Genomic DNA, 24,839 nt, shown 5'->3' with positions numbered 1-24,839 from the left:
GATTCATGAAAACCAAAGCGCTGCTGGCCGTGCTGCTTGTCTTGCTGGGTGCCTCCATGGCTTCGACGGCGTTCGCGCAAGAGGACGAACCCGATTCGTGCCGCGTGCTGCAACCGACCCGGATGCTGGCCGACGACGTCGGCGAGGCCGGTGCCGATCTCGGCGACGGGTGGCTCGCACTGGCGTCCAACGGCGATCGCTGGAAGCTTGCGCCGGCACGCATCCGGCTCGAACCGGTGCAACCGGATGGCGCAGTCGTCGACGTCACGCCCGACGTGAAACATGCCGTCGCGCTGTTGCGTTGCAAATCGCTCAGGCGGGGCCCGGTCGACGCGGCGAACCTGGCGTTCCCGAACGGTGGAAGGGTGATCGAGCCAGGCGTCGAACCGCTGCGTTTCGGTTTTCACGGCCGCCGGTACGCGTTGCGCTACACCGCATCCGGTGCGGTGATTGCCGAAGGCGGGGGCAAGCGGTCGGTCCTGCATGATTTCGGCGGCGACATGCCGCCGTTTCGCGTGACGCTGATCTGGGCCGGCGACCTCGATCGCGACGGCCGACTGGACTTCCTGATGGAGTTCAGCAGTGAAATCGGCTCGAATTTTTGCCTGTTCACGTCGGGCAATGCCAAGGAAAACGAACTGGTTGGCCCCGCGGGCTGCCTGGATGTCAGCGGCTGACCGGCAAGACGCCTCTGCCAAGAACCCACCTCGCAAGCTTGATCGGTCGAACCGTGCCGAACCGGTGGCTCGCTGCCGCCGCAATCATCCTGCTCGCGGGTTACCACCGTCGTGCAGTACCATGCGCGATCGTCGTTTCAATAACAACCAGGGGTCGGGAACATGGACGTCACGATCATTGCAATTGCGCTTGTGGTTGCCGCCTTGAGCGTTGCCCTGCCGATTTTCATCGTCCGGACCGTGAGAAGCGGGATATACGATTCGCTGTACTTCCTGATTCCGCTGGCGCTCGGCATCTACTGGCTGGATTACCAGGCGTACGCCTTCCTTGCGTCGATGGGGCACGGCTTCAGAAACTAGCATCGCAATGACCGGGCATGGGCCCGGTACGGCGCGGGCATGCCCGCGCCGGTCGAGTAGGCCGGCCGGTCTGCCCGCGCGATACCGAGCCGGCTTCCGGTCTCGACACTCGACCCGTCACCGCGGGGTTCGAACGCGCCTCCCCCCCAGCGCCCACGCGCTGCCAATTTGCGCTCACCGGGCGCGAACCCTCGTCGATACAGTGGAACGACGCCCGCGTGCCCGTGCGCATGCGGTCCAGCCACGACAATCCTCGAGACGCCCATGAGCACCACGAATTTCGTCGCCGTCAGCGACACCGTGCGCACCTTCGTTGCGCGCGACTTCGGCCTCTTCATCGACGGTGAAATGCAGCCCGCCCACGCGGCCGCGCGGCTCGACGTGTACGACCCCGCGACGGGCGAGCGGCTTGCGACGGTCGCGGACGCCGACGCACACGACGTCGACCGTGCGGTCGCCAGCGCGAAGCATGCATTCGACACCCGTGTGTGGCGCGGCCTGCGCCCGGCCGACCGCGAACGCATCCTGCTGAAACTCGCCGACCTGATCGAAGCCGACGCCGAAACGCTCGCGCAGCTCGAAACGCTGAACCAGGGCAAGTCGATCCACGTGTCGCGCGCGGTCGAAGTCGGCGCGAGCGTCGAATACGTGCGCTACATGGCCGGCTGGGCGACCAAGATCACCGGCCAGACGCTCGACGTGTCGATTCCGTTCCCGCCCGGCGCGCGCTACACGGCCTATACGCGCAAGGAGCCGGTCGGCGTGGTCGCCGCGATCGTGCCGTGGAATTTCCCGTTGATGATCGCGGTATGGAAGCTGATTCCCGCGCTCGCGGCCGGCTGCACGATCGTGCTGAAGCCGTCGCCGGAAACGCCGCTCACCGCGCTGCGCCTGGCCGAGCTCGCACGCGAGGCCGGCGTGCCGCCCGGCGTGTTCAACGTCGTCACCGGCGGCCGCGTGTGCGGCGCCGCGCTCGCGGGCCACCCGTCGATCGCGAAGATCTCGTTCACGGGCTCGACCGCGACCGGCAAGCTGGTCGGCGCGGCAGCCGTGCAGAACATGACGCGCTTCTCGCTGGAGCTCGGCGGCAAGAACCCGATCGTGATGCTCGACGACATCGACGTCGCGCAGGCGCTCGACGGCGTCGCCGCCGGCGCGTTCTTCAACCAGGGGCAGGTGTGCGCGGCCGCATCGCGGATCTATGTGCATCGCAGCAAGTTCGCGCAGCTCGCGGACGGCCTCGCGGGCGTCGCGCAGTCGATGAAGCTCGGCGCGGGCCTCGACATGACCGCGCAGATCAACCCGCTGGTCTCCGCGCACCATCGCGACAAGGTCGTCGAGCACATCGAAGGCGCGCGCCGCGCGGGTCTCACGTTCCTCGCGGGCGGCACGCCGGCTGACGACCTGCCCGGCTACTACGTGAAGCCGGCCGTGATCGCCGATCCGCATCCGGACAGCGCGATCGTGCGCGACGAAGTGTTCGGCCCGGTGATCGTCGTCGTGCCGTTCGATGACGCGGCCGACGCGGTGCGCCTCGCGAACGCGTCGCCGTACGGCCTCGCCGCGAGCCTCTGGAGCAACGACCTGAAGCGCGTGATGAACCTCGTGCCGCAGATCGAGGCCGGCACCGTGTGGGTGAATTGCCATATCCCGCTTGACCCGTCGATGCCGTTCGGCGGCTACAAGCAATCGGGCATCGGCCGCGAATTCGGCCAGTACGCGATCGAAGGCTTCACCGAAACCAAATCCGTCTGCATCGCGCACTGACGCGCGGCGCCAACGACGAAAACCGTGAACCTCGGCGATCGAGGTTCAACCGATCCGACAGTGGAGACTGCAATGAGCTACAACGAAGCGAAATTCTGGCACCCGATGCTGCACCCGAACGAAATGAAGCAGCGCAAGCCGATCCGTATCGTGCGCGGCGACGGCTGCTACGTATTCGACGAACAGGGCCGCAAGCTCGTCGACGGCGTCGCGGGCCTGTGGAACGTGAACGTCGGCCACAACCGCCAGGAAGTGAAGGACGCGATCGTGCGCCAGCTCGACGAGCTCGAATACTTCCAGCTGTTCGACGGCATTTCGCATCCGCGCGCGGAGGAGCTGTCGAAGAAGGTGATCGACATGCTCGAACCGGAAGGGATGCGCCGCGTGCTGTACAGCTCGGGCGGTTCCGATTCGATCGAGACCGCGCTGAAGATCGCGCGCCAGTACTGGAAGGTGCGCGGCCAGGCCGATCGCACGAAGTTCATCTCGCTGAAGCAGGGCTATCATGGCACGCACTTCGGCGGCGCGTCGGTGAACGGCAACACGGTGTTCCGCCGCAACTACGAGCCGAACCTGCCGGGCTGCTTCCACGTCGAGACGCCGTGGCTGTACCGCAACCCGTTCACGCAGGATCCCGAAGAACTCGGCCGGATCTGCGCGGAAATGCTCGAGCGCGAGATCCAGTTCCAGAGCCCCGACACGGTGGCCGCGTTCATCGCGGAGCCGATCCAGGGCGCGGGCGGCGTGATCGTGCCGCCGGCCAACTACTGGCCGCTGGTGCGCGAGGTGTGCGACCGCTACGGCGTCCTGCTGATCGCCGACGAGGTCGTGACGGGCTTCGGCCGCAGCGGCAGTATGTTCGGCAGCCGCGGCTGGGGTGTGCGCCCGGACATCATGTGTCTCGCGAAGGGCATCTCGTCGGGCTACGTGCCGCTCGGCGCGACGGTCGTGAACGCGCGGATCGAGGACGCGTTCGCCGCGAATGCCGATTTCGGCGGCGCGATCATGCACGGCTACACGTATGCGGGCCACCCGGTCGCCTGCGCGGCCGCGATCGCGAGCCTCGACATCGTCGTGAAGGAAGACCTGCCGGCGAACGCGGCGAAGCAGGGCGCGTATCTGCTCGAAGCGTTGAAGCCGTTCGCGGAACGCTTCGCGGCGGTCGGCGAGGTGCGCGGCAAGGGGCTGATGCTCGCGCTCGACCTGGTCGCGAACAAGGACACGCGCGAGCCGATCGACCCGCTCTCAGGCTATGCGAACGCGGTCGCGGAAGTCGCGCGCGAGAACGGCGTGCTGGTGCGTCCGGTCGGCACGAAGATCATCCTGTCGCCGCCGCTCGTGATCCAGCGCGAGCAGCTCGACCGGATCGTCGACGCGCTCGCGGCGGGCTTCGAGGCCGTGCCGTTCGCGTGATGGCGTGACCCCGTGACGGCAAACCGGCGGCGGGCAGTGTGGCCGCCGCCGGTTTGCCAATTTGCGCTATGACCGGATTATTTTGCCTGCGTATTTTTTCGACATCGGATCAAGGTGTGATCGACAAGGGGCCCGGGTATCGAAGCGCTGAAGCGCCGCCCGGGCCGACCGCATAGCCATGGAACCCCGGCCGCCGACGAAGCGGCGGCCGGGGTCGACACAGGAAGGAGACAGGGATGTCGGGATGGTCTGGAGTTACCGGCGCAGCGGGCGACACGCCCGCCGGCACGCCGGCTGAAGCGGGTGGCGGCACGGCGCTGAAGGCGGGTGCGGTCGGCTTTCCGACCGCGCTGGCGAGCGCCGTCGGCCTCATCATGGCAAGCCCGGTGATTCTCACCGCGACGTCGGGCTTCGGGATGGGCGGCTGGGCGTTCGCGGTCGCGATGATCATCGCGTTCGTGATGATGCAGGCGCAGGCGACGACCTTCTCCGAAGCCGCCGCGATGCTGCCGACGGCCGGCTCGGTTTACGATTACCTGTCGTGCGGGCTCGGCCGCTTCTGGGCGATCACCGGCACGATCTCCGCGTATTTCCTCGTGCACGTGTTCGCCGGCACGGCGGAGACGATCCTGAGCGGCATCATGGCGCTCGTCAATTTCGAATCGCTGAATGCCGCGTTCGAGAAGCACAACAGTTCGTGGCTCGTCGGTGTCGGCCTCGTCGTCACGTTCGCGATCACCAACATCATCGGCATCAAGGTGTTCAGCAAGCTCGAGATCGTGCTGACGGCCGGCATGTGGCTGTCGCTGATGATCTTCGGGATCCTCGGGCTCGCGGCCGCGCCGGCCGTGCATCTCGACGGCTGGTTCGGCGGCTCGGAAGTCGGCACGTCGGTGCCGGCCGTGCTGTCGCTGGTCGGGATGGCGATGTTCATGTTCGTCGGCTGCGAGTTCGTCACGCCGCTCGCGCCGGAAATGAAGTCGCCGGGCAAGACGATTCCGCGCGCGATGGCGCTGGGCCTCGTCGGCGTCGCGATCTGCATGTTCCTGTACGGCGCGGCGATCCGCCGCCAGGTCGCGAACGTGCCGGTGAGCCCCGACGGCCTCACGCACCTGCTCGACACGCCGGGCGCGATTCCCGCGTTCGCGCTGCAGGTGCTCGGGCCGTTCGGCCGCATCTGGTTCGGCATCGCGTTCCTGTGCGCAGGCGCCGCGACGATCAACACGCTGATGGCCGGGCTGCCGCGCATCCTGTACGGGATGGCGATCGACGGCGCGCTGCCGCGCTGCTTCGCGTACCTGCATCCGCGCTTCAAGACGCCGGTGCTGGGTATCGTCGCCGCGGCGATCGTGCCGATCTTCCATGCGTGGCTGATCAACGGCAATCTCGACAGCATCCTGCACCTCGTGCTCGCCGCGACCTGCGCGTGGGGCACCGCGTACCTGCTCGTCACCGCGTCGGTCGTGATGCTGCGGATTCGCCGCCCGGACTTGCCGCGCCCGTACCGTTCGCCGCTGTTCCCGCTGCCGCAGATCGTATCGAGCGTCGGCATCATCCTGGCGATCTGGTACATCACGCCGCCGGGCATGAACGCGCGCGACATCTACGTGCCGTTCGGCGCGATGCTCGGGCTCACCGCGCTGTACGCGCTGTTCTGGACGCTCGTCGTGCAGCGCCGGCATCCGTTCAAGCCGGTGCCGGTCGAGGACGTGCTGCGCAACGAGCACGTCGCATCGTGAAGGTCGCGCTCGCCCGCTGGCGCGCGGCGCCCGATGCGCCGCCGCCCGGCCATCGGCCCGGCGCGATCGCCGCGCGCGTGCTGGCCGACCTGCGCGCCGAGCGCGATGCCGATGGCGCCGGCAGCCTGACGGCCCGGCTGCCGAACGGCGTGCGCGTGAGCATCGACGAGCGTGTCGACCGCCAGTTCCTGATGCATACGGTCAGCGTGAAGGTGGCGGTAACCGCAACCGGCCCGGCCGTGCAGGGCAGTGCCCGCGTGCGCCAGACCGGCTGGCTGCGCCGCACGGGAATCGACGCTGCAGCCGTGCCGGGATGCGACCCCGGTTTCGTCGATGCGGTGGCCGCGCTGGTCGCCGAGCCGTCGCTGTCCGATGCGCTGCGGCCGCTGCACCTGACCGACTGCACGATCGACGCGCGCGACGGCCGCTGGACGCTCGCGATCGTGCCGTTCGGCGGCAGCGAGGTCGTGAACCGGATGCCGTCGTTCCGCCGCTACGTCCGCCTGACGGGCGAGCAGGCCGCCGCGCTGTCGGCGGCCTGTCTTGCGTTCGAAACCGCACTACGCAGGATTTTGCACGGGTAAGCTGTGGCGTTGCGCGCCGGGGGAACCCGGCGGCCGCGTTTAGGGGTTTTACCGGAGATGCCGATGCTGTTCCAGTCACGCTCACACGAAGACGTGCACGATCACGGGCTCGCGATCGCGGGCTGGCATCAGGTCTACCGCCAGATGACGCCGGGCCGCTTCAAGGGCACCGTCACGCAGGTGCTGTACGACGATTTCCACTTCTTCCGCGAAACGACCAACCGGCGGGTCGCGCAAACCGGGCTCGCGCCGGGCGGGCGCACGTCGCTCGCGGTGCCGCTGTCCGTGCCGCTCGCGGGCACGTTCCAGGGCCAGCCCGTCGATGGCTATGCGCTGCTCGCGCTGCGCGCCGGCGAGGATTTCGAATTCCACACGCCGGAAGGGATGGGGCTCGTCGGGATCAGCGCGGCGTCCGACATGGTCGACGAGTTGTGCGAAGCCGAATTCGGCGCATCCGGCGCGCGCAAGCTGCGCCACGTGACGCGGCTGTCCGACGAGCAGGGCGTCGCGCTCGGCGTGCGGCTGTCGTCGCTGATCGACGATGCGCAGCGCAACCCGGGCCACCTCGAATATGCGGCTACCCGCAAGATGTTCCGCGACGCGATGCTCGGCATGTTCCTCGATGCGCTCGAGCAGGGCATCGGCGTCGAGCGTCGCGACATCACGCACGCCACCTACAGCGACATCGTGAGCCGTTGCGAGAAGCATCTGCGCGACCGGCCCGAAGAACCCGTCACCGTGCTCGAACTGTGCCGTGCGCTGCGCTGCAGCCGCCGCACGCTGCAAACGAGTTTTCAACGCGTGGCCGACGTCACGCCGGTCGGCTATCTGCGCACGATCCGGCTGAACGCGGTGCGCCGCATGCTGCGCACGACGTCCGTGCAGCAGCTCGGCGTCGGCGAGGCCGCCGCGAGCTGGGGGTTCACCCACCTCGGCTATTTCGCGCGCGAGTATCGCGACCTGTTCGGCGAGCTGCCGTCCCAGACGACGCGTCCCGAATGACGCACGCGCACCGCGACGGCGCCGCCGGGTATCGGCGCGGGCAACACGTGCCACTGTTTGCCGATTTTCGATAGAGGTCCTGAATTTTCGCTGGATAGAGTCCTGTCACCCATATCGATAACTCCATCGATCTGCACTGCGAATCGATGACAACAGAGGGGCGGGACATGAAGATCGGACGACGACTGGCCGCGGCTGCGGCTACGCTGGGTTGCATGCACGCACAGGCGCAGACCTCGGGCAGCGTGACGCTGTACGGCACCGTGGATACCGGCATCATCTATTCGACGAACCAGCAGTTCACGCGCGCCGACGGCAGCACGGGCGGCGGCCATGCGTGGCAGATGGGCGGCGGCAACCTCGTGCCGTCGCGGTTCGGCTTCCAGGGCGCCGAGCCGCTCGGCGGCGGGCTCAATGCGGTGTTTACGCTCGAGCAGCAGTTCCTGTCCGCGAACGGGCAGGCGCTGCAGGGCGGCACGGCCTTCAGCCGGCAGGCGTGGGTCGGGCTGCGCCAGGACGGGATCGGCACGCTCGGCCTCGGCCGCCAGTACGACTCGTACACCGACATGCTCGGCGCGTACGTGTCGAGCAACAACTGGGCGACGCCGTATGGCTCGCATCTCGGCGACGTCGACAACCTGAACGCCGCATTCAACTTCAACAACGCGGTGAAGTTCACCAGCGCCGATTTCAACGGCCTCACGTTCGGCGGCACGTTCAGCTTCGGCGGGCAGGCCGGCGATTTCTCCGCGAAGCGCGGCTATGCGGTGGCCGCGACCTACACGCGCGCGCCGGTCGCGTTCTCGGTCGGCTACCTCGACCTGCACCAGCCGCTCGACGCGGCGCTCGGCGGCGCGAGCGGCTATATCGGCGATTTCGCGTGCAGCAACCCGGGCGCGATGCATTGCCTGCTGCAGGACGCCGGCTCGATGCGCGCGTTCGGCGCGGGCGGGTCGGTCACGTTCGGCGACGCGACGATCGCGCTCACCTATACACATACGCGCCTCGGCGACAGCCGCTATTTCTCGACCACCGCGCAGCCGCGCACGCAGGCGTTCACGTTCGATATCGGCGAGGTGAACGCCACGTACATGTTCACGCCCGCGCTGCAGGGCGGTGTCGCCTACATCTTCAACGCCGCGCATACCGACGGGCGCGGCACGACGCGGTTCCACCAGGTGAACGTCGGCACGAACTACAGCCTGTCGAAGCGCACGGCGCTGTATGCGGTCGCGATCGGCCAGATCGCGAGCGGGAAGGGGCTCGGCACCGACGCGGACGGCAACGCGGTGAACTACGCGCAGATCCCGGTGCTCGCGAACAGCAACTCGAGCCGGCAACTGGCGGTGATGGCCGGGATTCGCGTGAACTTCTGATCTGGCCGGGGAGGTCCGGCCGGGGAGGTCTGGCCGGGGAGGCCCGACGGGCGGGGCGGCCGGGTGTGGCGTCCGCCTCTCCCGCCGCGTGCCATAAATTCTTAACGATCGGCGTGAACAATGGCGTTCGCCACAGGCGGCCGGAAGCATCTCCCGCGTTGCACACGTGTGCAATGCCCGGCCGTCCCGCCACCACGCCGAACGAGAGAGACCTCATGACCTTGCTGAGCCGCCTGCGCGCGCTGTCCGCCGCCCTTGCGCTGTCCTTCGCCGCCACGCACGCCGTTGCCGCGGATCTCGTCATCGCAGGCCGCGACGATATCTACGGCAAGGGGCTGGCCGACGCCGTCGCCGGCTTCAACAAGCTGCACCCGGGCACCGAGATCGAACTGCTCAAGCTGCCGAACGCGAATCTGTACCAGAAGCTCAAGCTGTCGATGCGCGAAGGCACCGGCGCATACGACCTCGTGATGATGGACGACACGTGGGCGCCTGAATTCATCGGCAACGGCTGGCTGAAGCCGCTGCCCGCGTCGCTCGCGGACGCCGATCTCGTGCCGTCTGCCGTCGCGCTCGGCCGCAACGCGGCCGGTGCGCTGTACGCGCTGCCGATCGTCGGCAACGTCGAGATGTTCGCGTACCGCAAGGATCTGCTCGCGAAGTACAAGCTGCAGCCGCCGCGCAACTGGGACGACGTGCTGAAGATCGCGCAGACCGTCGGCGGCGCGGACAAGAGCGTGTCGGGCGTCGTGTTCCGCGGCACGAAGGGCAATCCGGTCGTGACGGGCTTCCTGCCGATCCTGTGGGCCTACGGCGGCGACGTGTTCGACCGTGCCGGCAACGTGACGATCGATTCGCGCGAAGCGCAGGCCGCGCTGAAGACCTTCCTCGCGCTGAAGGCGTCCGCGCCGAAGGATGTCGACGTGTACGGCGCGGCGGAAGTGCGCGATGCGCTGCAGCGCGGCACGGCCGCGCAGTCGATCGAGGTGTGGCCGGCGTGGGTGCCGGCGCTCGACGATCCGAAGCAGTCGCGCGTGGTCGGCCAGATCGCGCTGCAGCCGCCGCCCGGGCAGACCGCCGGCCCGGCGCCGATGCTCGGCATCTGGCAGATGGGCATCCCGAAGGACGCGCCGCACGCGAAGCTCGCGCAGGATTTCCTCGCGTACCTGACCGCGCGCGACACGCAGACGCGCCTCGCCGGCATCGGCATTCCGCCGACCCGCCGCAGCGTGTTCAACGATCCGGCGCTGGTGCGCCAGTACCGCTGGTATCCGGATCAGCTGAAGGCGCTCGAAGCCGGCCGTGCGCGGCCGCGCGTGAACGACTGGCAGCAGGTCGAGAGCATTCTCGGCGACCAGCTTCAGCTCGCGCTGACCGGGCAGGCCGCGCCTGACGCCGCGCTGCGCCAGGCGCAGCAGAAGATCGCGCAGGCGACGGCCGCGGCCGGCAAGTGACGGCTCGCCTCGAACCCTCGCCGGGACACAGCGCATGAAAGCCTTCGGCCGCAGCCTGCCGTTCGTCGCGCTGCTCGGGCCCGCGCTGCTGGTGCTCGCCGCGCTCGCGCTGTATCCGGTCGCGCAGGTGCTGATCGATTCGTTCTGCCAGGTCGACTACTCGGCCGGCCGCCGCGCATTCGCCGGGCTCGCGAACTATCGCGCGGTGCTCGGCGACGACGCGTTCACGGCCGGCTTCGGCAACACGCTGCGCTTCACGATCGTGGCGTCGCTCGCCGAAGTCGCGCTGGGCTTCGGCCTTGCGCTGCTGTTCGTGCGCGCGTTTCCGGGGCGGCGCATCGCGCTGCCGCTCGCGATCCTGCCAATGATGCTGTCCACGCTCGTGTGTTCGGCGATCTGGCGCAACTGGCTCAACTTCGATGGCTTCCTGAACGCGCTGCTCGCGGCGTTCGGCATCGAAGGCGTGCGCTGGCTGTCCGATCCGCATCTCGCGCTGTGGTCGCTCGCGCTCGTCGACGTGTGGCAGTGGACGCCGATGGCGTTCCTGATCGTGCTCGCCGGGCTGCAGTCGATCCCGCAGGAACTGTACGAAGCCGCGCGCACCGACGGCGCGAGCGAGTGGCAGTGCCTGCGCGACATCACGCTGCCGCTCGCGGCGCCGCAGATCGGCCTCGCGCTGCTGCTGCGCTCGATCGACACGTTCAAGCTGTTCGACAAGGTCTATGCGCTGACGGGCGGCGGCCCCGGCAACGCGACGCAGACGCTGTCGACCTATATCTACGACACGGGCTTCCGCTTCTTCAACGTCGGGCCGGCGAGTGCCGCGTCGGTGCTGATGCTGGCGGCGTCCGCGCTGCTGGTCTCGGGGTACGTATGGCAGACGGTTCGCAAGCGGCGCGCATGACGGCGCAACCCGCCCGCATCACGGGCGCACGAACGGGCGCCGCTTTCGGTCGCGCGATGCCGTGGGCACTGCGCATCGTCGCGCTCGCGCTGTTGCTGCTGCCGTGCCTGTGGATGGCCGGCGCGGCGTTCATGCCGACACTCGAACGCCTCGATCATCCGTTGCGGATCTGGCCGGCCGCGCCGACCGTCGAGCATTTCGCGTCGGTCTGGTCCAACGGCATCGGCGCGCCGCTGTTCAATTCGCTGCTGGTCGGTTTCGGCACGACGCTGCTCGCGCTGGCGCTCGCGTTTCCGGCCGCGTACGCGCTCGTGCGGCTGCGGTTTCCGGCGCGGCTCGACCTGCTGTTCCTGGTGCTCGTGCTCGCGTTGAAGCTGATGCCGCCGATCACGATCGCGGTGCCGCTGTTCGCGCTCGCGAAGCGGCTGCACCTGCTCGATTCGACGCTCGGCCTGATGCTCGCGTACCAGATCTACGCGTTGCCGATGGCGATCTGGATGCTGCTCGCGTTCGTGCGCGACGTGCCCATCGAATACGAGGAGGCCGCCTGCATCGACGGCGCGGGGCTCGCACGGCGGCTCGTGCAGATCGTGCTGCCGCTGTGCGCGCCGGGGCTGATCGCGACCGCGATCTTCGTGTTCATCGCCGCGTGGAACGAATTCCTGATCGCGCTGCTGTTCGTGTCGACGCCGAGCCGCTTCACGCTGCCGCTCGCAATTGCCGGCTACGTGACGGAGAACGGCATCGACTGGGGCGACCTGATGAGCGCGGGGCTGATGGCGTCGCTGCCCACGCTGGCCGTGGCCGGCTATGTGCAGCGCTACCTGTTGCGCGGGTTCGCGGGCGGGTTGAAGTGACGCGCGGCGTCGCCGCGCCCGATCTCCCCTGGTTATGCGCAGCTGGCCCGCACCATCTGCGTGACCGGCACGATGCGCGTGCGCGACGGGCCGTCGAACGTCTGCATCCGGTCGGCGAGCAGGTCGACCGCCGCCTGCGCGAGGCCGCGCGTGTCCTGCCGCAGCGTCGTGAGCCGGTACGCATCGTATTCGGCGGCCGGGATGTCGTCGAAGCCGATCACGCGCACGTCGTCCGGTACGCGCAACCCGAATTCGCTGCGCGCGACGTCGATCACGCCGAGCGCGAGCAGGTCGGACGAGCAGAACACGCCGTCGGGCCGCTTGCCGTTCGCGAACAGTTGCCGAGCGGCTTCGACGCCGCTCGCATGGGTGTCAGTCGGCGTGTCGAGCACGTGCGAGAGCGTCGCATCGAATGCGTCGCAGCGCCCGATCGCGTGCTCGAATGCGGTGGCGCGCGACTGCGCGCTGTAGCTCGCGTCGCGCGGCCCGACGAACGCGAGCCGGCGCGCGCCGGCCCGCACGAGCCGCTGCGCTGCGTGGACGGCGCCCGCCGCGTTGTCGCTGACGACGATGTCCGCGCCCGGCAGGTTCGCCTCGCGATTGATCATCACGACCGGGATCCGGTGTTCGAGATACTGCTGCGCGACCGACAGCGGCGGCGACGCGGACGTCATCACGAGGCCCGCGATCCGGTAGCTGAGCAACTGCTCGAGCGATTGCCGGACCTGGCGCGGATCTTCCGCATTGGTCACGAGCGGCGTGAGCGCGCGCTGCCCGAGCGCGGCCATCAGGTCCGACAGCAGCCGTGCACGAAACGGATTCTCGAACCCGGCCGTCACGACGCCGATCATGCTGCTGCGCTGCGTGATCATGTCGCGCGCGATCAGGTTGACCTGGTAGCCGAGCGCGCGCGCGGCGACCATCACGCGCTCTCGCGTCTGCGGGGCGATGCTCGCCGTCGGCGAGAATGCACGCGACACCGCGGAGCGCGACACGCCCGCGCGCGCCGCGACATCCGAGGCCGTGACCCACGGCTTTCTTTCCTTGTCATTCATCGATTCATGATCCCTTCGAGCCACGATACGTGCATGCCGCTCGCCGACTGGATGTCGGCGCTCGACGATGCGCGGCTGCTGCATACGCTGACCCTACCGGGCAGCCATGACACCTGTGCGTATACCGTCGACGATCGGCTCGTGCGCACCCAGCGTGCGCCGCTCGATGCCCAGCTCGCGCATGGCGTGCGGCTGCTCGACGTCCGCTGCCGGCACGTGCGCGATGCATTCGACATCCATCACGGCGGCATCGCGCTCGGCATGACGCTCGACGACGTGCTGCAAACCTGTGCGCGCTTTCTCGAAGCGCATCCGGGCGAATGCATCGTGATGTCGGTGAAGGACGAATGGCCGGCGCACGCGTGCACGCGCAGTTTCGATGCGACGTTCGACGCGCATCGCGCGCGGCATCCGCGGCTGCGCTGGCATGCCGGCGGCACGCTGCCCGCGCTCGGCGACGTGCGCGGCGCGATCGTGCTGCTGCGCCGCTTTCGCAGCAGCCGGCCGCTCGGCATCGACCTGACCGCGTGGCCCGACAATGCGACGTTCACGATCGATCACCCCGATGGCGCATTCGTGATCCAGGACGAATATCGTGTGCCAGTCGCCGCGTCGATCGGCTGGAAGTGGCGTGCGATCGACGCACTGCTGACGGACCTGCCGTCGCCGGACAGCGGCCGCTGGGCGATCAACTTCTGCAGCGGGACGGGAATGGGCGCGAATCCGTCGGTGGTCGCACACGGTGACGGCAGGGTGCGGGGCATTCATGCGCGGCTGACTGAACGACTGCATGAGCAGCCCGGCCCGTATGGCGCGATGCTGCTCGACTTCTGCGATGACGACGACTGGGCGCTGGTGCGCGCGCTGATCGCGTGCAACGACCATGTGCCGGCGCCGGGGGTGTGGCGCAAGACGTTTCGCTGTTAGCGGAGATTCGCGCTGAAGAACGCGAGCGCCTTTGCATCGAGCGTTTCGTGGAAGGCCGCGCGATCGAATCCCTTCGCATCGGTACAGACCTCGGGCGAGACCTGCGCCAGTTGTTCGGGGCACGGCGCGAGAAACGCGAAATGTGCGGAATTCGGTACGACGTGGAATTCCGGCCGTTTCGGCAGCATGTCGGCCAGCGCGGGGACCGTTTCCGGCTCCACGCCGTCGCCGCCTGCTTCGGATCCCCAGAGCTGGATCGGCGCGTGCACGTCCTTCAGCGTATCGGCGCTCGGGAATTCGTTCATCGGGTCGGCGATCACGTAGGCCTTGATCCGCGGGTCGTGCGTCAGCGGCTGGCGCGGCAGGTCGTGGTCGCGGATCTGCTTGCAGATCAGCCAGGTCGGGTCCGGGCAGGCCACGTGCGCGTGGACGAAAGCCGGATTGGCGCCGGCCAGCACGAGGCCCGTGTAGCCGCCGCGCGAAAAACCGAAGAAGCCGATCCGGGCAGCGTCGATATGCCTGGCGTCGGGCCCGTCGGCCAGCATGTAGTCGACCAGGCGCTTGATGTCCTCCGGTCGCTCGACCAGTTCCCGCAGGTCGGCCGCGCGGCTCATGTCGGTATGCGTGTCGCCGGGATGGTTGATCGCCGCGACGACGTAGCCCGCATCCGCGAGCGTTTCGGCGAGGTCGTGATGCCCGAAGTACGTGCCGGCGTGGCCGTGCGAAATCACGACGAGCGGCAGCTTGTCGCCGACGGTCGGGCAGTTGCGTTGCCCTTTCAGCACGAACGGGCCGATCGTGAGCGGCTGCGCGGGGGTTGCGCACGGCGTCCAGATGACGGCGCGCAGCTCGGGGCCGGCTGCGTCGGCCGGGATGGAGACGAACTTGACGCCAGCTGCGTGCGCGACCGTGGCGGACAGGCAGAGCAGGACAACCGAGAGCCAGGTCTTCATGTCGATTCCCGGGGCAGTGGAGGGGGCGCGGCGTGGCGTGTGCCGGACAGATGCGCTCAGCGCGTCGCGATCGCCACCGCCGCACCGGCCATCGCGGTCGCGCTCGTGCGGTTGGCGAACCGCTTCGCGCGTGCCGACGTCAGGAACGCCCGTGCGCGTGACGCAAGCAGCGACCAGAAGCAGTCGGCCAGGATCAGGACCGCGAGCATCGTGCCGACCAGCTCGGCCCACGCGGTCACGCCGACGTGCGCGAGATCGACGATGGTCGGCAGCAACGCGAGATAGAAAACCGCGATCTTCGGGTTGCCGAGCGTGACGAGCATGCCCGCGACGAACATCCGCCACGGCGACTGGCCGCGCGGCAGGTCATCGGCGCCCGTCTCGGTCGGCGCGGTCCACATCTTCCACGCGAGGAACAGCAGGTACGCGACGCCGAGCAGCTTCAGCACGATCAGCCCGGCCGCGAACGTGCGTGCGAACGCGGACAGCCCCGCGACCGCGAGCGTGAGCCACAGCGCTTCGCCGAGCCACATGGCCGCGAGGAACGGCAGCACGTCCCGCACGCCGTTCGTCAGCACGCGCGCGACCAGCGCGGCGACGCTCGGCCCGGGCGTGCCGGCGGTGACGAGCAGGGTGACAGCGAAGACGGCGAGCGCGGACAACGTCATGACGAACCTCGTGGGCGGGGGGCGTTCGAAACGTATGAGGTTTCGATTATAGTGACGGCCGTTCCAGACTGCCTGCCTGAATTGCCGTGATGACTGCATCGATCCTGATCCGTCCCGCCACGCGGGAAGACGCGGCCGCGATGGCCGCCGTGGAAGTTGCCGCCGCGCAGCGGTTCCGCGCAATCGGCATGACCCACATCGCCGAAGCCGGGCCGACCGATGCGGCTGCCGTGCTCGTGCGCATCGACGACGGTCGCGCGTATGTCGCGGTCGATCCGGAGGGCACGTGCGTCGGATTTGCGTTCTACCGGCTGCTCGATGCGCGGCGGCTTTATCTGGAAGAGCTGGATGTCGCGCCGTCGCATGCAGGACAACGGATCGGTGCGCGCCTGATCGAACAGGTGATGGCGCGAGCGGCGCAGGAAGGAATCGCGGAGGTGGTGCTGTCGACGTTCCGCGACGCACCGTGGAATGCGCCGTACTACGCGCGCCTGGGTTTCAGCATCGTCGACGACGCCACGCTCGACGACACGCTGCGTGCGATCCGTGCGCACCACGTCGCGCTCGGGCTCGACGAAACGCAGCGCGTGTTCATGCGGGCGGACGTGCGCCGCTGAACACGCGCTGCCGGGCCGTCAGGCCGCGTCGCTCAGCGCCGGGTAATCGGTATAACCCGTTTCGCCTTCCGCATAGAACGTTTCCGGCACCGGCTTGTTGAGCGGCGCACCGAGTTCGAGGCGGCGCGGTAGGTCGGGGTTCGCGATGAACAGCTTGCCCCATGCGATCGCGTCGGCGCTGCCGCTTGCGAGCGCGGCCTGTGCGGTGTCGAGCGTGAACTGCTCGTTCGCGATCAGCGGGCCGCCGAACGCTTCCTTCAGGCGCGGGCTCAAGTGGTCGCCCGAATACGACTCACGCGTGAAGATGAACGCGATCTTGCGACGGCCGAGTTCGCGCGCGACATAGCCGAACGTTGCCGCCGGATCGGAATCGCCCATCGTGTGCGCGTCGCCGCGCGGGGCGAGGTGCACGCCGACGCGGCCGGCGCCCCACACGTCGATCGCCGCGTCGACCACTTCGAGCAGCAGGCGTGCGCGGTTCTCGATCGGGCCGCCGTACGCATCGGTGCGGTGGTTGGTGCTGTCCTGCAGGAACTGGTCGAGCAGGTAGCCGTTCGCGCCGTGGATCTCGACACCGTCGAAGCCGGCCGCTTTCGCGTTCTCCGCACCCTTGCGGTACGCGGCGACGATGCCCGGGATTTCGTCGAGTTCGAGTGCGCGCGGCGTCACGTACGGGCGCTGCGGACGCACGAGGCTCACGTGGCCGCCCGCGGCGATCGCGCTCGGCGCGACCGGCAGGTCGCCGTTCAGGAACACCGGGTCGGAGATCCGGCCGACGTGCCACAGTTGCAGCACGATGCGCCCACCGGCCGCATGCACGGCCTGCGTCACCTGTTTCCAGCCCTCGACCTGTTCATCGGACCAGATGCCGGGGGTATCCGCGTAGCCGACGCCCTGCGGCGTGACCGACGTTGCCTCGGTAATGATCAGGCCGGCCGTTGCACGCTCGGCGTAGTAGCGGGCCATCAGCGCGTTCGGCACGCGCGTCGCGCCCGCACGGGAGCGGGTGAGCGGCGCCATCACGATGCGGTTCGGCAGGGTCAGGTCGCCGAGGGTGACGGGATCGAACAGGGTGGGCATGGCAAATAACCTCTTCACGAAAGGCGGGAAACCGTCGCGTCATGGGCGACGGCGCTCCGCATGGCCGGTTCGGCCGTGTTGACTAGAGATCGCGGCGCAGGGCGTCGTGAAATGCGTCGATGACGGCCTCGTTGCGTTGAAAGAACGCCCACTGGCCGATCCGTGTCGACGTCACGAGCCCCGCGCGCTGGAGCGTCGCGAGGTGCGCGGAGACGGTCGACTGCGACAGCCCGCAGCGCGCGTCGATCTGGCCCGCGCAGACGCCGTGTTCATACGGCAGCGTCTGGTTCGGGAAGTGCTCGCCCGGCGTTTTCAGCCAGTTGAGGATTTCCCGGCGCACGGGGTTCGAGAGCGCTTTCAGGATCGCGTCGATGTCGAGTTCGGTCGGCATGGAGGGGTGTGGCGTTTCGGTCGGGCAACAAGGTATCGTCGATGGGCGAATCTTATATCGGAATTTGACGATATATTTGAAAGCATTGCTGGCAATGGGGTTGATAGGGAAACGCGATAACGGGGATGGATCGTGGCGAATCTGGGGGGGCGAGTCGGGTCGCACCGCAACGGCGCGATCCGGCCCTCAGTCGGACAGGTCGACGAACGTGTACTGGCCCTGTGTCGCATCGACATGCACGAGCGTATCGAGCACGCGTATCACGGGCGGGTGGCCATACACCCGCTCGACCATCGCCTTGTATTCGTCGCCGTGCCAGCGCGCCGCGGCTTCGCGCGTATGCCACACGTACACGCCGCCGCCTTCGTGTGTTGCCGCGTCGTAGAAGTACCACTTGTGCAGCAGATCCGGGTTTTGCGCCCACTTCGACGCGGTGCTTTCATAGCGTGCCTTCAGCGTGGCGACATCGACGTCGGGTTGCAGCTTGAAGAAGACGATTTCGGTAATCACGGTCGATCCTCGGTTGGCAAATCAGGGGAATGAAATGCACGTGCCGGCGTACGAGACGGAAACCGTGCCGCACGCGCTTCAAGCGGCAGGCGCAGTGCATTCGCGAGATAACTGACCGTCCGATAGAAGCCCGCGAGCATCAGCAGTTCGAGCCGTGCCTCGTCGCTGAAATGCCGGCACAGCGCGTGCCACAGGTCATCGTCGATATCGCAATGCCGATGCAGCGCATCGCACATCCGGATCAGCACCCGGTCATCATCGTTCCAGCATGCATCGTCGGCCGAGCCGAGCGCCAACGACCGGATGTGTTCGCTGGTCAGCTTCGCCGTCCGGGCGAACACGGCGACATGCACGCCCCATTCGTATTCGCACTCGCAAAGCGCAGTGGTGCGGTCGATGACGATCTCGCGTTGCCGGATGTCGAGATGGCCTTTGTCCAGCAGGCCGGCGGCAAAGAATTTTGTGAACAGGCGCGGATCGCGCGCGAGCGTGGTGAAGAGTCGCAACGGTGGACGGCCCTGCATGATCCGGTCGATCGACGCTGCGATGTCGGGTTCGAACGGCGGTGATGCGGATGCAATACGCTGAGTCATGTGAGCCCCGTGCCTGAGACGATGCATGCGTGGAAGCGTAGGCGTCATGCTTTAAAAAGTAAAGCAAACGCGAGGCGCGATTCAAGCGATTGACTCTGCGTGGCGATTGCTTTAAAAAGTACAGCATGACCACACCCAAAATCGGACAGCGCGTTCGCGGATCGAAGACGGGACGACCCATCATGGTCGTGCTGGATCTGCTCGGGCGGCGTACTACGCTGCGCATCCTGTGGGAACTGCGCGGCGAGCCGCTCACATTCCGGGCACTGCAGGAAGCCTGCGAAACGAATGCGCGCCTGCTCAATACGCGGCTGGCCGAGCTCAAGGCTTCGGGCCTCGTCGAGCACGGCGAGGGTGGCTACTGCATGACGGCCGAAGGCCGGCGGCTCGAGGCGGCGCTGCAGCCGTTGCTGGGGTGGGCAAAACAATGGGCGAAGCGCGACCCGGACGGGTTCGACGCGGCCGATCGCGAGCAATCCGGTCAGGAACGCTGATCGATCGACACGCGGGTGCGCATCGCAACGTCATGCCGGTTCGCGCATCGCGCGCCAGCCGATTTTTTGCGGAGAGTCCTTTCATGCCTGTTCGGGCCGTCATCTTCGATTTCGATCTGACGCTGGCGGATTCGTCCGCCGCGATCATCGAATGCACGGAATACGCGTTGCATCAGCTTGGCGCAGCCGGCGCGACACCTGCGCAGATCGGTGCCGTGATCGGGTTGACCCTACCGCAGATGTTCCACGCGTTGACGGGTGAAACCGAACCGGCGCGGGCCGACGCGTTTGCGCGGCATTTCGTGGCGCGTGCCGACGAGATCATGGTGCCCGGCACCCGTATCTATCCCGAGGTGCCGTCGCTGCTTGCCGGGTTGCGTGCGCAAGGACTCGCCGTCGCGATCGTGTCGTCGAAGTTCCGCTACCGGATCGAGGCGATTCTCGAACGTAACGGTTTGCAGTCGCTCGTCGACGTGCTGATCGGCGGGGAGGACGTGCAGCGTCACAAGCCCGATCCCGAAGGGCTCGTGCTGGCGCTGGCGCGACTGGGCTTGTCGGCCCGTTCGGCGATCTACGTGGGCGACCACGCGGTGGATGCGCAGGCGGCCGAGCGTGCCGGCGTGGCGTTCGTCGGCGCGGTGAGCGGGATGACGTCGTTCGATGGATGGGCGCGCGCGGGCAAGCTGGCGGTGGCCGCGCATATCGGTGAACTGGACGCGATCGTGCAACGGATGCGGCGCGGTCCGTCCGAAGCGTCGGGCTGACGCGTCCCAGTCCGTCGATCGTCGGGATGTCGACGATCCTGACGATCCGCTTCCAGGTCAGCGCGATCGACCCACTGGCGGCTGGCGGGTCCGGTGACGGATGCCGGGAATCGGTGTCCGCGAAATGGCGATTTCGCGGGATTCATCCCGGCATCCCGGGTTCGTCAAACTGACGAACCCATGGCGGCTGCATTTCGCTCGGGATTGACGAAATGGTATTTTCAGGAAATCCCGTATTTCGGCGTAAATGCAGATTCGATCGGATATCAGCTGATCGTGCCGATAATGACGAAGCTGAAATTCCGGTCGGTATATTTGCCATTCGCGTCGCCAGTCTGAATCGTGGCGCCACTGCCGGAAAGTGCCGGGAAGATCACGTTGTCCAGCGTGCTCTGCCCGCCGCCGTATCCCCATTGCGACGCGGTAGCCGCCGGCGTCTTGATGAATGCGGTGCTGAACGAGAGCTGATACGTCCCCGTGCTTTCACGTTTCACCGTGAATCCGCCCGAGCCATCCACGACCGTGCCGTTGCCCTGCACACTGCCCCAAAGCGTAACTTGAGCCATGATCGCTTCTCCTTATCTATTGTTGAAACAATATCGATAATTGAAACGGGATGCCGATTCGGCGTCGCATTAATCATCTGGATCGGCGGTTGTATTGTATGTGATGAATTTTTAAATTGTGATCCGGGGTAAATAATTTATTCTGATTTTCATTTTAAATATGCCGAATTTGCAATTTAAAGAGAGCACTGTTGCGTAACGTTGGCATTCGGTCGTTGGCCGGGTGTCCCGACGATCGACGCGCGGTGATGCCGGGGATGGGCGGGCGGCGCGAACGCGGCGCAGAACCGGCGGGCTGACGCGCTTCCCGTAACGGCCGGGCAGCGCGCGACGGATTCTGCGACTATCGCCGTTAAAGTCATATCCGCCACTCGATCCGTTGCCATGTCACTCATTTCCGTTGCCTTTGCAAGCATCCGGCACCCACGCGTGTTGCCGGCCGCCCGAACCCTGGCGTTCGCGATTTCGCTCGCGGCAGCCATCGGCGTCCTGGGCGGCGCGCATCCGGCCGAAGCCGCCACGCCCACGCAGCGCGCACGTCTCGAGGCACCGGTGAAGGCAGTCGCCGACCAGCGCTTGACCGTCGACACGCCGCAGGGCAGCGCGACGTTGCCCGTCTACGCCGACCATCCCGTCGACGAGGCGGCACCCGACGTCACGCGTGTGTTCATCGTGATTCACGGCACGCTGCGCAACGCCGACGCTTATTACGCATCGGGGCTCAAGGTCGTCGAGAAGGCCGGTGCAGCGGGCCAGGGCACGATGGTCGTCGCGCCGCAATTCCTGACACGCGCCGATACGCGAGCGTTCTCGCTGCCCGCGCCGACGCTGGCCTGGACCCAGGAAGGATGGAAGGGCGGCGAACCGGCCCGCCAGCCAGCGCCGATCAGCTCGTTCACCGCGCTCGATGCATTGCTCGCGCATTTCGCCGACCGCAGCCGGTATCCCGCGTTGTCGACGGTCGTCGTGATCGGCCACTCCGCCGGCGCGCAGTTGCTGCAGCGCTATGCGGTGGCCGGGCACGAAGGCGATGCGCTGGAGCGGGCCGGCATCGCGGTGCGCTATGTGGTCGCGAACCCGTCGAGCTACCTGTATTTCGACGACGAACGGCCGGATGGCCAGGCGATCACCGGCGGAACCTGCCCGCGCGCGACGGCGTGGAAATACGGGCTGAAGTCGGCGCCGCCTTATGTCGCGTCGCAGGACGTGCGCGATCTTGAAACACGCTATGTCGCGCGTCATGTCGTGTACCTGCTCGGCCAGGCCGACACGAACCCTTACACCCACTTCATCGACCGCTCATGCGCGGCCATGGCGCAAGGCCCGTACCGGCTCGCACGCGGGCTCGCGTATTTCGACTATCTGAAGAAACGGCATCCTGACGATCTCGCGCAGCAGGTCGTCGAAGTGCCGGGCGTCGGGCATGACGGCCTCGGGATGTTCACGTCCGCTTGCGGGCTGGCCGTGCTGTTCGGGCAGGCGTTGCCGCAATCGTGTCCGGTCGTCGCCGGTACGGCGCGGAACATGCGCGCGGCAGGGCAGTGAGCGTGCGTGCGAGGTCCACGCACGGCAAAAATCGATCGATCAGAAAAATGCAGAAATCGGCAAGATAAATTCATTTCCCTGCGAAGCGCTTGCGGTTCAGGATGACGGCGTTGCCAGGAGCGCTCCCCATGAACATCACGATCCTCGATGACTATTTCGACACGCTGCGCACGCTGCCGTGCTTTCGGAAGCTGGACGGGCACGCGGTCACGATCTGGAACGATCACGTGCAGGACGTCGACGCGCTGGCCGAGCGCCTGCGCGACACGGAAGTGCTGGTGCTGATCCGCGAACGCACGCAGATCCGCGCGCCGCTCATCGCGCGGCTGCCGAAGCTGCGGCTGATCAGCCAGCGCAGTGTCTATCCGCACATCGACATCGATGCGTGTACCGCGCACGGCGTGATCGTGTCGTCGAACCAGCATGCGGGCACGCCTTCTTATGCGGCCGCTGAACTCACGTGGGGCCTCGTGCTCGCCGCGATGCGCCAGATTCCGCAGCAGATGCGCGCGCTGCAGGCCGGTAACTGGCAGATCGGTGTCGGGCGGACGCTGCGCGGGCGCACGCTGGGGATATACGGCTATGGCCGGATCGGTGCGGAGGTCGCCCGGTACGGCGCGGCATTCGGGATGAACGTGCTGGTCTGGGCGCGCGAAGCGTCGCTGCGGCGTGCGCGCGACGACGGGTGGAACACGGCACCGGACAAGCCTACCTTCTTCGAAACCTGCGATGTGCTTTCGCTGCATATGCGACTCGTGCCGGCCACGCGCGGCATCGTGACGGCCGAGGATCTGGGCCGGATGAAACCGGGGGCGCTACTGGTGAACACGAGCCGTGCGGGCCTCGTCGCACCGGGCGCGCTCGAAGCGGCGTTGCAGGCCGGCCGGCCCGGGATGGCGGCGGTGGACGTTTACGAGACGGAGCCGTTGCGCGACCCGCGGCATCCGCTGCTGCGTTTGCCGAATGTCGTATGCACGCCGCACATCGGCTACGTGACGGAGGACGAATACGAGACGCAGTTCGCGGATGTGTTCGACCAGGTCGTGTCGTATGCGGCCGGGCAGCCGATCCACGTGGTCAACCCGGACGTGCTCGAGCGCGAAACGGCGTCGATCGAGCCGCTGATCCTCGACCTGCTCGAATGGATCGGGCCGGCCGGGCGGCCCTATGACGAGGTGATCGATGCGTGGCGCACGTCGTGCCCGCGCCTGCCGGTGTGGGAGGAAGCCTGCGCGCGCGGCTACGTGGTCCGGCACCCCGCGCATGACGGCGTGGCGATGGTTGAGGTGAACGCAGCCGGCCGGGCTCGCCTTCACGCCGGCCGCGTGTGATCGTGCCGGTGCCGTCGGCGCGCGATAGGGCGCCGCGTGTCATGCCGGATCTTCCGTGATCGGCGGCCCGCTGGCGTCGAATACCGTCAGGCCTTCCGTCGGGTCCGTCGGTGTCTCCCACGGACGTGCCGCGATGGCCCGTTGTGCGGCCTCGTAGCCGGCCTGCCGGCGGGCCTCGATGCCGGCCGGCGTGAAATCGATGTCCTTGAACTGATTGTCGTCGGCGAGTCGCGGCGCCGCGAGCTTGATCAGATGCATTGTGGTTTCGCATCCCCACGCGGCGAGCCGGCGCACGGCCGGCGACGCGCGTTCGGCTTCCGGCACGTGCCGGGCCAGCTCGCGGATCACGTGGCGCAGCCGGTGGATCTGCTGCTGGCGCGCGATGTGGCTGTCGGTGCGGCTCGCGTACTGGATGTCCTTCTGCCGCTCCGACACCTGCCAGATGCTCTCGGGCTCGGGGCCGGCCGGGTTCCACATCTGGACGGAGAAGATGATCGAGCTGCGGCGCGGATTATCGTCGAGCACGACCTCGACCGGCGTGTTCGAATACACGCCACCATCCCAGTACGGCTCGCCGTCGATCCTGATCGCCGGGAACGCGGGCGGCAGCGCGCCGGAGCTCATGATGTGCTCGAGCGCCAGTCGCGTATCGCGTGAATCGAAATAGCGCATCGCGCCCGAGCACGCATTGACCGCGCTGACGGTCAGGCGCGGGCGGCCCGCGTTCAGCAGGTCAGGATCGATCAGCGACGCAAGTGTGTCGCGCAGCGGCGCGATCCGGTAATACGACGCGCGATCGACGCCGAGGCGCACCATCGGTCCGAGCCACGAGGCCGGATTGGGCTGGAAGAATCCCGCGATGCCGCCGCCGATGATCATCAGCTCGGCCAGCGTCCGGTTCCAGCCGGGCAGCAGCGGCGCAGTGTCGAAACGGGTCCGCTCGGTCACGCGGCGCCAGAATGCCGACAGCTTCTCGTAACGTTGCGCTGGCGGGTTCCCGGCGATCAGCGCCGCGTTGATCGCGCCGATCGACGTCCCGACCACCCAGTCGGGCCGGATACCGGCTTCGTCCATCGCCTGAAAGACGCCGAGCTGGAAGGCGCCCAGGGCGCCGCCGCCCTGGAGCACGAGCACCACTTGCCCGGGGAGATCCATGCGTGCCGGCTGGCTCGCGGTCATGGCTGGCCTCGCTGCGTGTGATAGTGGGTCGGG

At 67.5% G+C, this 24,839-nt stretch carries 26 protein-coding genes and 1 pseudogene; 18 read left to right on the top strand and 9 right to left on the bottom strand.

Going from position 1 to position 24,839, the window contains the following annotated elements:
* Positions 1–5 precede the first annotated feature (5 nt).
* The 11 genes from CFB50_RS28635 to CFB50_RS28585 all read left to right on the top strand — a co-directional run bounded on the left by CFB50_RS28635 (position 6) and on the right by CFB50_RS28585 (position 12,133).
* Positions 6–677 (top strand): hypothetical protein, encoded by a 672-nt coding sequence (locus CFB50_RS28635; protein ID WP_089448060.1) that lies wholly within the window; start codon positions 6–8, stop codon positions 675–677.
* A 162-nt stretch (positions 678–839) separates the two neighbouring features.
* Entirely contained in the window at positions 840–1,037 is a 198-nt protein-coding gene (locus CFB50_RS28630) for a hypothetical protein (protein ID WP_089448059.1), read from the top strand.
* A 264-nt stretch (positions 1,038–1,301) separates the two neighbouring features.
* Positions 1,302–2,804, top strand: a complete 1,503-nt coding sequence (locus tag CFB50_RS28625) for an aldehyde dehydrogenase family protein (RefSeq protein ID WP_089448058.1) — start codon at positions 1,302–1,304, stop codon at positions 2,802–2,804.
* A 72-nt stretch (positions 2,805–2,876) separates the two neighbouring features.
* Positions 2,877–4,217, top strand: coding sequence for an aspartate aminotransferase family protein (locus tag CFB50_RS28620; RefSeq protein WP_089448057.1), 1,341 nt, complete (start codon positions 2,877–2,879; stop codon positions 4,215–4,217).
* A 236-nt stretch (positions 4,218–4,453) separates the two neighbouring features.
* Positions 4,454–5,956 carry an APC family permease gene (locus tag CFB50_RS28615; RefSeq protein WP_089448056.1) on the top strand — a complete coding sequence of 501 codons (1,503 nt, stop codon included), beginning with the start codon at positions 4,454–4,456 and terminating at the stop codon, positions 5,954–5,956.
* Positions 5,953–6,540, top strand: a complete 588-nt coding sequence (locus tag CFB50_RS28610) for a DUF3156 family protein (protein WP_089448055.1) — start codon at positions 5,953–5,955, stop codon at positions 6,538–6,540. Before CFB50_RS28615 ends, CFB50_RS28610 begins: the two co-directional genes overlap by 4 nt.
* A 63-nt stretch (positions 6,541–6,603) precedes the next feature.
* Positions 6,604–7,542, top strand: coding sequence for a helix-turn-helix domain-containing protein (locus tag CFB50_RS28605; RefSeq protein WP_089448447.1), 939 nt, complete (start codon positions 6,604–6,606; stop codon positions 7,540–7,542).
* 167 nt (positions 7,543–7,709) lie between these two features.
* Positions 7,710–8,918 carry a porin gene (locus CFB50_RS28600; RefSeq protein WP_089448054.1) on the top strand — a complete coding sequence of 403 codons (1,209 nt, stop codon included), beginning with the start codon at positions 7,710–7,712 and terminating at the stop codon, positions 8,916–8,918.
* A gap of 215 nt (positions 8,919–9,133) precedes the next feature.
* On the top strand, positions 9,134–10,372 hold the full coding sequence (locus tag CFB50_RS28595; RefSeq protein WP_039343900.1) for an ABC transporter substrate-binding protein: 1,239 nt from the start codon (positions 9,134–9,136) through the stop codon (positions 10,370–10,372).
* Positions 10,373–10,406: 34 nt separating this feature from the next.
* Positions 10,407–11,276, top strand: a complete 870-nt coding sequence (locus CFB50_RS28590) for a carbohydrate ABC transporter permease (RefSeq protein ID WP_043179796.1) — start codon at positions 10,407–10,409, stop codon at positions 11,274–11,276.
* A complete protein-coding gene (locus tag CFB50_RS28585) occupies positions 11,246–12,133 on the top strand; it encodes a carbohydrate ABC transporter permease (protein ID WP_373452975.1) in 888 nt (295 codons plus the stop codon). The genes CFB50_RS28590 and CFB50_RS28585 overlap by 31 nt, the downstream gene beginning before the upstream one ends.
* A 32-nt stretch (positions 12,134–12,165) precedes the next feature.
* On the opposite strand, the gene CFB50_RS28580 is transcribed toward CFB50_RS28585, so the two are convergent.
* Positions 12,166–13,188: a LacI family DNA-binding transcriptional regulator gene (locus CFB50_RS28580; protein WP_089448053.1), complete on the bottom strand. Its 1,023-nt coding sequence runs from the start codon at positions 13,186–13,188 to the stop codon at positions 12,166–12,168.
* 6 nt (positions 13,189–13,194) lie between these two features.
* On the opposite strand from CFB50_RS28580, the gene CFB50_RS28575 reads away from it, so the two are divergent.
* Entirely contained in the window at positions 13,195–14,115 is a 921-nt protein-coding gene (locus tag CFB50_RS28575; RefSeq protein ID WP_179254241.1) for a phosphatidylinositol-specific phospholipase C, read from the top strand.
* Here CFB50_RS28575 and CFB50_RS28570 read toward each other — a convergent pair.
* Together CFB50_RS28570 and CFB50_RS28565 are read right to left on the bottom strand one after the other, a co-directional pair.
* On the bottom strand, positions 14,112–15,068 hold the full coding sequence (locus CFB50_RS28570) for an alpha/beta hydrolase family protein (RefSeq protein WP_089448051.1): 957 nt from the start codon (positions 15,066–15,068) through the stop codon (positions 14,112–14,114). The genes CFB50_RS28575 and CFB50_RS28570 overlap by 4 nt on opposite strands.
* Before the next feature lie 56 nt (positions 15,069–15,124).
* Positions 15,125–15,736 carry a LysE family translocator gene (locus tag CFB50_RS28565; protein WP_089448050.1) on the bottom strand — a complete coding sequence of 204 codons (612 nt, stop codon included), beginning with the start codon at positions 15,734–15,736 and terminating at the stop codon, positions 15,125–15,127.
* Between the two features lie 89 nt (positions 15,737–15,825).
* Here CFB50_RS28565 and CFB50_RS28560 point away from each other — a divergent pair, with 89 nt between their 5' ends.
* Positions 15,826–16,353, top strand: coding sequence for a GNAT family N-acetyltransferase (locus CFB50_RS28560; protein ID WP_089448049.1), 528 nt, complete (start codon positions 15,826–15,828; stop codon positions 16,351–16,353).
* 18 nt (positions 16,354–16,371) lie between these two features.
* On the opposite strand, the gene CFB50_RS28555 is transcribed toward CFB50_RS28560, so the two are convergent.
* From CFB50_RS28555 to CFB50_RS28540, 4 genes are all read right to left on the bottom strand, one after another.
* A complete protein-coding gene (locus tag CFB50_RS28555; RefSeq protein ID WP_089448048.1) occupies positions 16,372–17,433 on the bottom strand; it encodes an alkene reductase in 1,062 nt (353 codons plus the stop codon).
* 82 nt (positions 17,434–17,515) lie between these two features.
* A complete protein-coding gene (locus CFB50_RS28550) occupies positions 17,516–17,824 on the bottom strand; it encodes an ArsR/SmtB family transcription factor (protein WP_069252050.1) in 309 nt (102 codons plus the stop codon).
* Positions 17,825–18,010: 186 nt separating this feature from the next.
* Positions 18,011–18,334, bottom strand: coding sequence for a YdhR family protein (locus CFB50_RS28545; protein WP_089448047.1), 324 nt, complete (start codon positions 18,332–18,334; stop codon positions 18,011–18,013).
* On the bottom strand, positions 18,331–18,927 hold the full coding sequence (locus tag CFB50_RS28540) for a carboxymuconolactone decarboxylase family protein (RefSeq protein ID WP_089448046.1): 597 nt from the start codon (positions 18,925–18,927) through the stop codon (positions 18,331–18,333). Before CFB50_RS28540 ends, CFB50_RS28545 begins: the two co-directional genes overlap by 4 nt.
* A gap of 182 nt (positions 18,928–19,109) precedes the next feature.
* Here CFB50_RS28540 and CFB50_RS28535 point away from each other — a divergent pair, with 182 nt between their 5' ends.
* The 3 genes from CFB50_RS28535 (at position 19,110) to CFB50_RS39665 (ending at position 20,358) form a co-directional block, all read left to right on the top strand.
* The gene (locus CFB50_RS28535; protein ID WP_231937848.1) at positions 19,110–19,421 is read left to right on the top strand and encodes a winged helix-turn-helix transcriptional regulator; all 312 of its coding nucleotides are present in this window, start codon (positions 19,110–19,112) and stop codon (positions 19,419–19,421) included.
* An 83-nt stretch (positions 19,422–19,504) separates the two neighbouring features.
* On the top strand, positions 19,505–20,185 hold the full coding sequence (locus CFB50_RS28530) for an HAD family hydrolase (protein WP_089448045.1): 681 nt from the start codon (positions 19,505–19,507) through the stop codon (positions 20,183–20,185).
* 26 nt (positions 20,186–20,211) lie between these two features.
* A complete protein-coding gene (locus CFB50_RS39665) occupies positions 20,212–20,358 on the top strand; it encodes a hypothetical protein (RefSeq protein ID WP_179254240.1) in 147 nt (48 codons plus the stop codon).
* 93 nt (positions 20,359–20,451) lie between these two features.
* Here CFB50_RS39665 and CFB50_RS28525 read toward each other — a convergent pair whose 3' ends face one another.
* Positions 20,452–20,751: a hypothetical protein gene (locus CFB50_RS28525; protein ID WP_256979337.1), complete on the bottom strand. Its 300-nt coding sequence runs from the start codon at positions 20,749–20,751 to the stop codon at positions 20,452–20,454.
* Between the two features lie 384 nt (positions 20,752–21,135).
* Here CFB50_RS28525 and CFB50_RS28520 point away from each other — a divergent pair, with 384 nt between their 5' ends.
* Positions 21,136–22,296, top strand: a complete 1,161-nt coding sequence (locus tag CFB50_RS28520; protein ID WP_089448044.1) for an alpha/beta fold hydrolase — start codon at positions 21,136–21,138, stop codon at positions 22,294–22,296.
* Positions 22,297–22,424: 128 nt separating this feature from the next.
* Positions 22,425–23,390 (top strand): annotated as a pseudogene (locus CFB50_RS28515) (D-2-hydroxyacid dehydrogenase family protein); the annotation flags it as partial.
* A 276-nt stretch (positions 23,391–23,666) separates the two neighbouring features.
* Here CFB50_RS28515 and CFB50_RS28510 read toward each other — a convergent pair.
* Complete coding sequence (locus CFB50_RS28510) at positions 23,667–24,806, bottom strand: patatin-like phospholipase family protein (RefSeq protein WP_089448042.1); 1,140 nt, start codon at positions 24,804–24,806, stop codon at positions 23,667–23,669.
* Positions 24,807–24,839 lie beyond the last annotated feature (33 nt).

Origin of the sequence: Burkholderia sp. AU33423, assembly GCF_002223135.1 — a bacterium.
GTDB lineage: Bacteria > Pseudomonadota > Gammaproteobacteria > Burkholderiales > Burkholderiaceae > Burkholderia > Burkholderia lata_D.
The sequence above is the reverse complement of the archived record's forward strand: the minus strand, read 5'-3'. Positions and strand labels throughout refer to the sequence as shown.

Coding starts and splice junctions, on each gene's coding strand:
- CFB50_RS28635 (WP_089448060.1), top strand. CDS start 6: ATGAAAACCAAAGCGCTGCTGGCCGTGCTGCTTGTCTTGCTGGGTGCC.
- CFB50_RS28630 (WP_089448059.1), top strand. CDS start 840: ATGGACGTCACGATCATTGCAATTGCGCTTGTGGTTGCCGCCTTGAGC.
- CFB50_RS28625 (WP_089448058.1), top strand. CDS start 1,302: ATGAGCACCACGAATTTCGTCGCCGTCAGCGACACCGTGCGCACCTTC.
- CFB50_RS28620 (WP_089448057.1), top strand. CDS start 2,877: ATGAGCTACAACGAAGCGAAATTCTGGCACCCGATGCTGCACCCGAAC.
- CFB50_RS28615 (WP_089448056.1), top strand. CDS start 4,454: ATGTCGGGATGGTCTGGAGTTACCGGCGCAGCGGGCGACACGCCCGCC.
- CFB50_RS28605 (WP_089448447.1), top strand. CDS start 6,604: ATGCTGTTCCAGTCACGCTCACACGAAGACGTGCACGATCACGGGCTC.
- CFB50_RS28600 (WP_089448054.1), top strand. CDS start 7,710: ATGAAGATCGGACGACGACTGGCCGCGGCTGCGGCTACGCTGGGTTGC.
- CFB50_RS28595 (WP_039343900.1), top strand. CDS start 9,134: ATGACCTTGCTGAGCCGCCTGCGCGCGCTGTCCGCCGCCCTTGCGCTG.
- CFB50_RS28590 (WP_043179796.1), top strand. CDS start 10,407: ATGAAAGCCTTCGGCCGCAGCCTGCCGTTCGTCGCGCTGCTCGGGCCC.
- CFB50_RS28585 (WP_373452975.1), top strand. CDS start 11,246: ATGGCAGACGGTTCGCAAGCGGCGCGCATGACGGCGCAACCCGCCCGC.
- CFB50_RS28580 (WP_089448053.1), bottom strand. CDS start 13,188: ATGAATGACAAGGAAAGAAAGCCGTGGGTCACGGCCTCGGATGTCGCG.
- CFB50_RS28575 (WP_179254241.1), top strand. CDS start 13,195: ATGATCCCTTCGAGCCACGATACGTGCATGCCGCTCGCCGACTGGATG.
- CFB50_RS28570 (WP_089448051.1), bottom strand. CDS start 15,068: ATGAAGACCTGGCTCTCGGTTGTCCTGCTCTGCCTGTCCGCCACGGTC.
- CFB50_RS28565 (WP_089448050.1), bottom strand. CDS start 15,736: ATGACGTTGTCCGCGCTCGCCGTCTTCGCTGTCACCCTGCTCGTCACC.
- CFB50_RS28560 (WP_089448049.1), top strand. CDS start 15,826: ATGACTGCATCGATCCTGATCCGTCCCGCCACGCGGGAAGACGCGGCC.
- CFB50_RS28555 (WP_089448048.1), bottom strand. CDS start 17,433: ATGCCCACCCTGTTCGATCCCGTCACCCTCGGCGACCTGACCCTGCCG.
- CFB50_RS28550 (WP_069252050.1), bottom strand. CDS start 17,824: ATGCCGACCGAACTCGACATCGACGCGATCCTGAAAGCGCTCTCGAAC.
- CFB50_RS28540 (WP_089448046.1), bottom strand. CDS start 18,927: ATGACTCAGCGTATTGCATCCGCATCACCGCCGTTCGAACCCGACATC.
- CFB50_RS28535 (WP_231937848.1), top strand. CDS start 19,110: ATGGTCGTGCTGGATCTGCTCGGGCGGCGTACTACGCTGCGCATCCTG.
- CFB50_RS28530 (WP_089448045.1), top strand. CDS start 19,505: ATGCCTGTTCGGGCCGTCATCTTCGATTTCGATCTGACGCTGGCGGAT.
- CFB50_RS39665 (WP_179254240.1), top strand. CDS start 20,212: ATGTCGACGATCCTGACGATCCGCTTCCAGGTCAGCGCGATCGACCCA.
- CFB50_RS28525 (WP_256979337.1), bottom strand. CDS start 20,751: ATGGCTCAAGTTACGCTTTGGGGCAGTGTGCAGGGCAACGGCACGGTC.
- CFB50_RS28520 (WP_089448044.1), top strand. CDS start 21,136: ATGTCACTCATTTCCGTTGCCTTTGCAAGCATCCGGCACCCACGCGTG.
- CFB50_RS28510 (WP_089448042.1), bottom strand. CDS start 24,806: ATGACCGCGAGCCAGCCGGCACGCATGGATCTCCCCGGGCAAGTGGTG.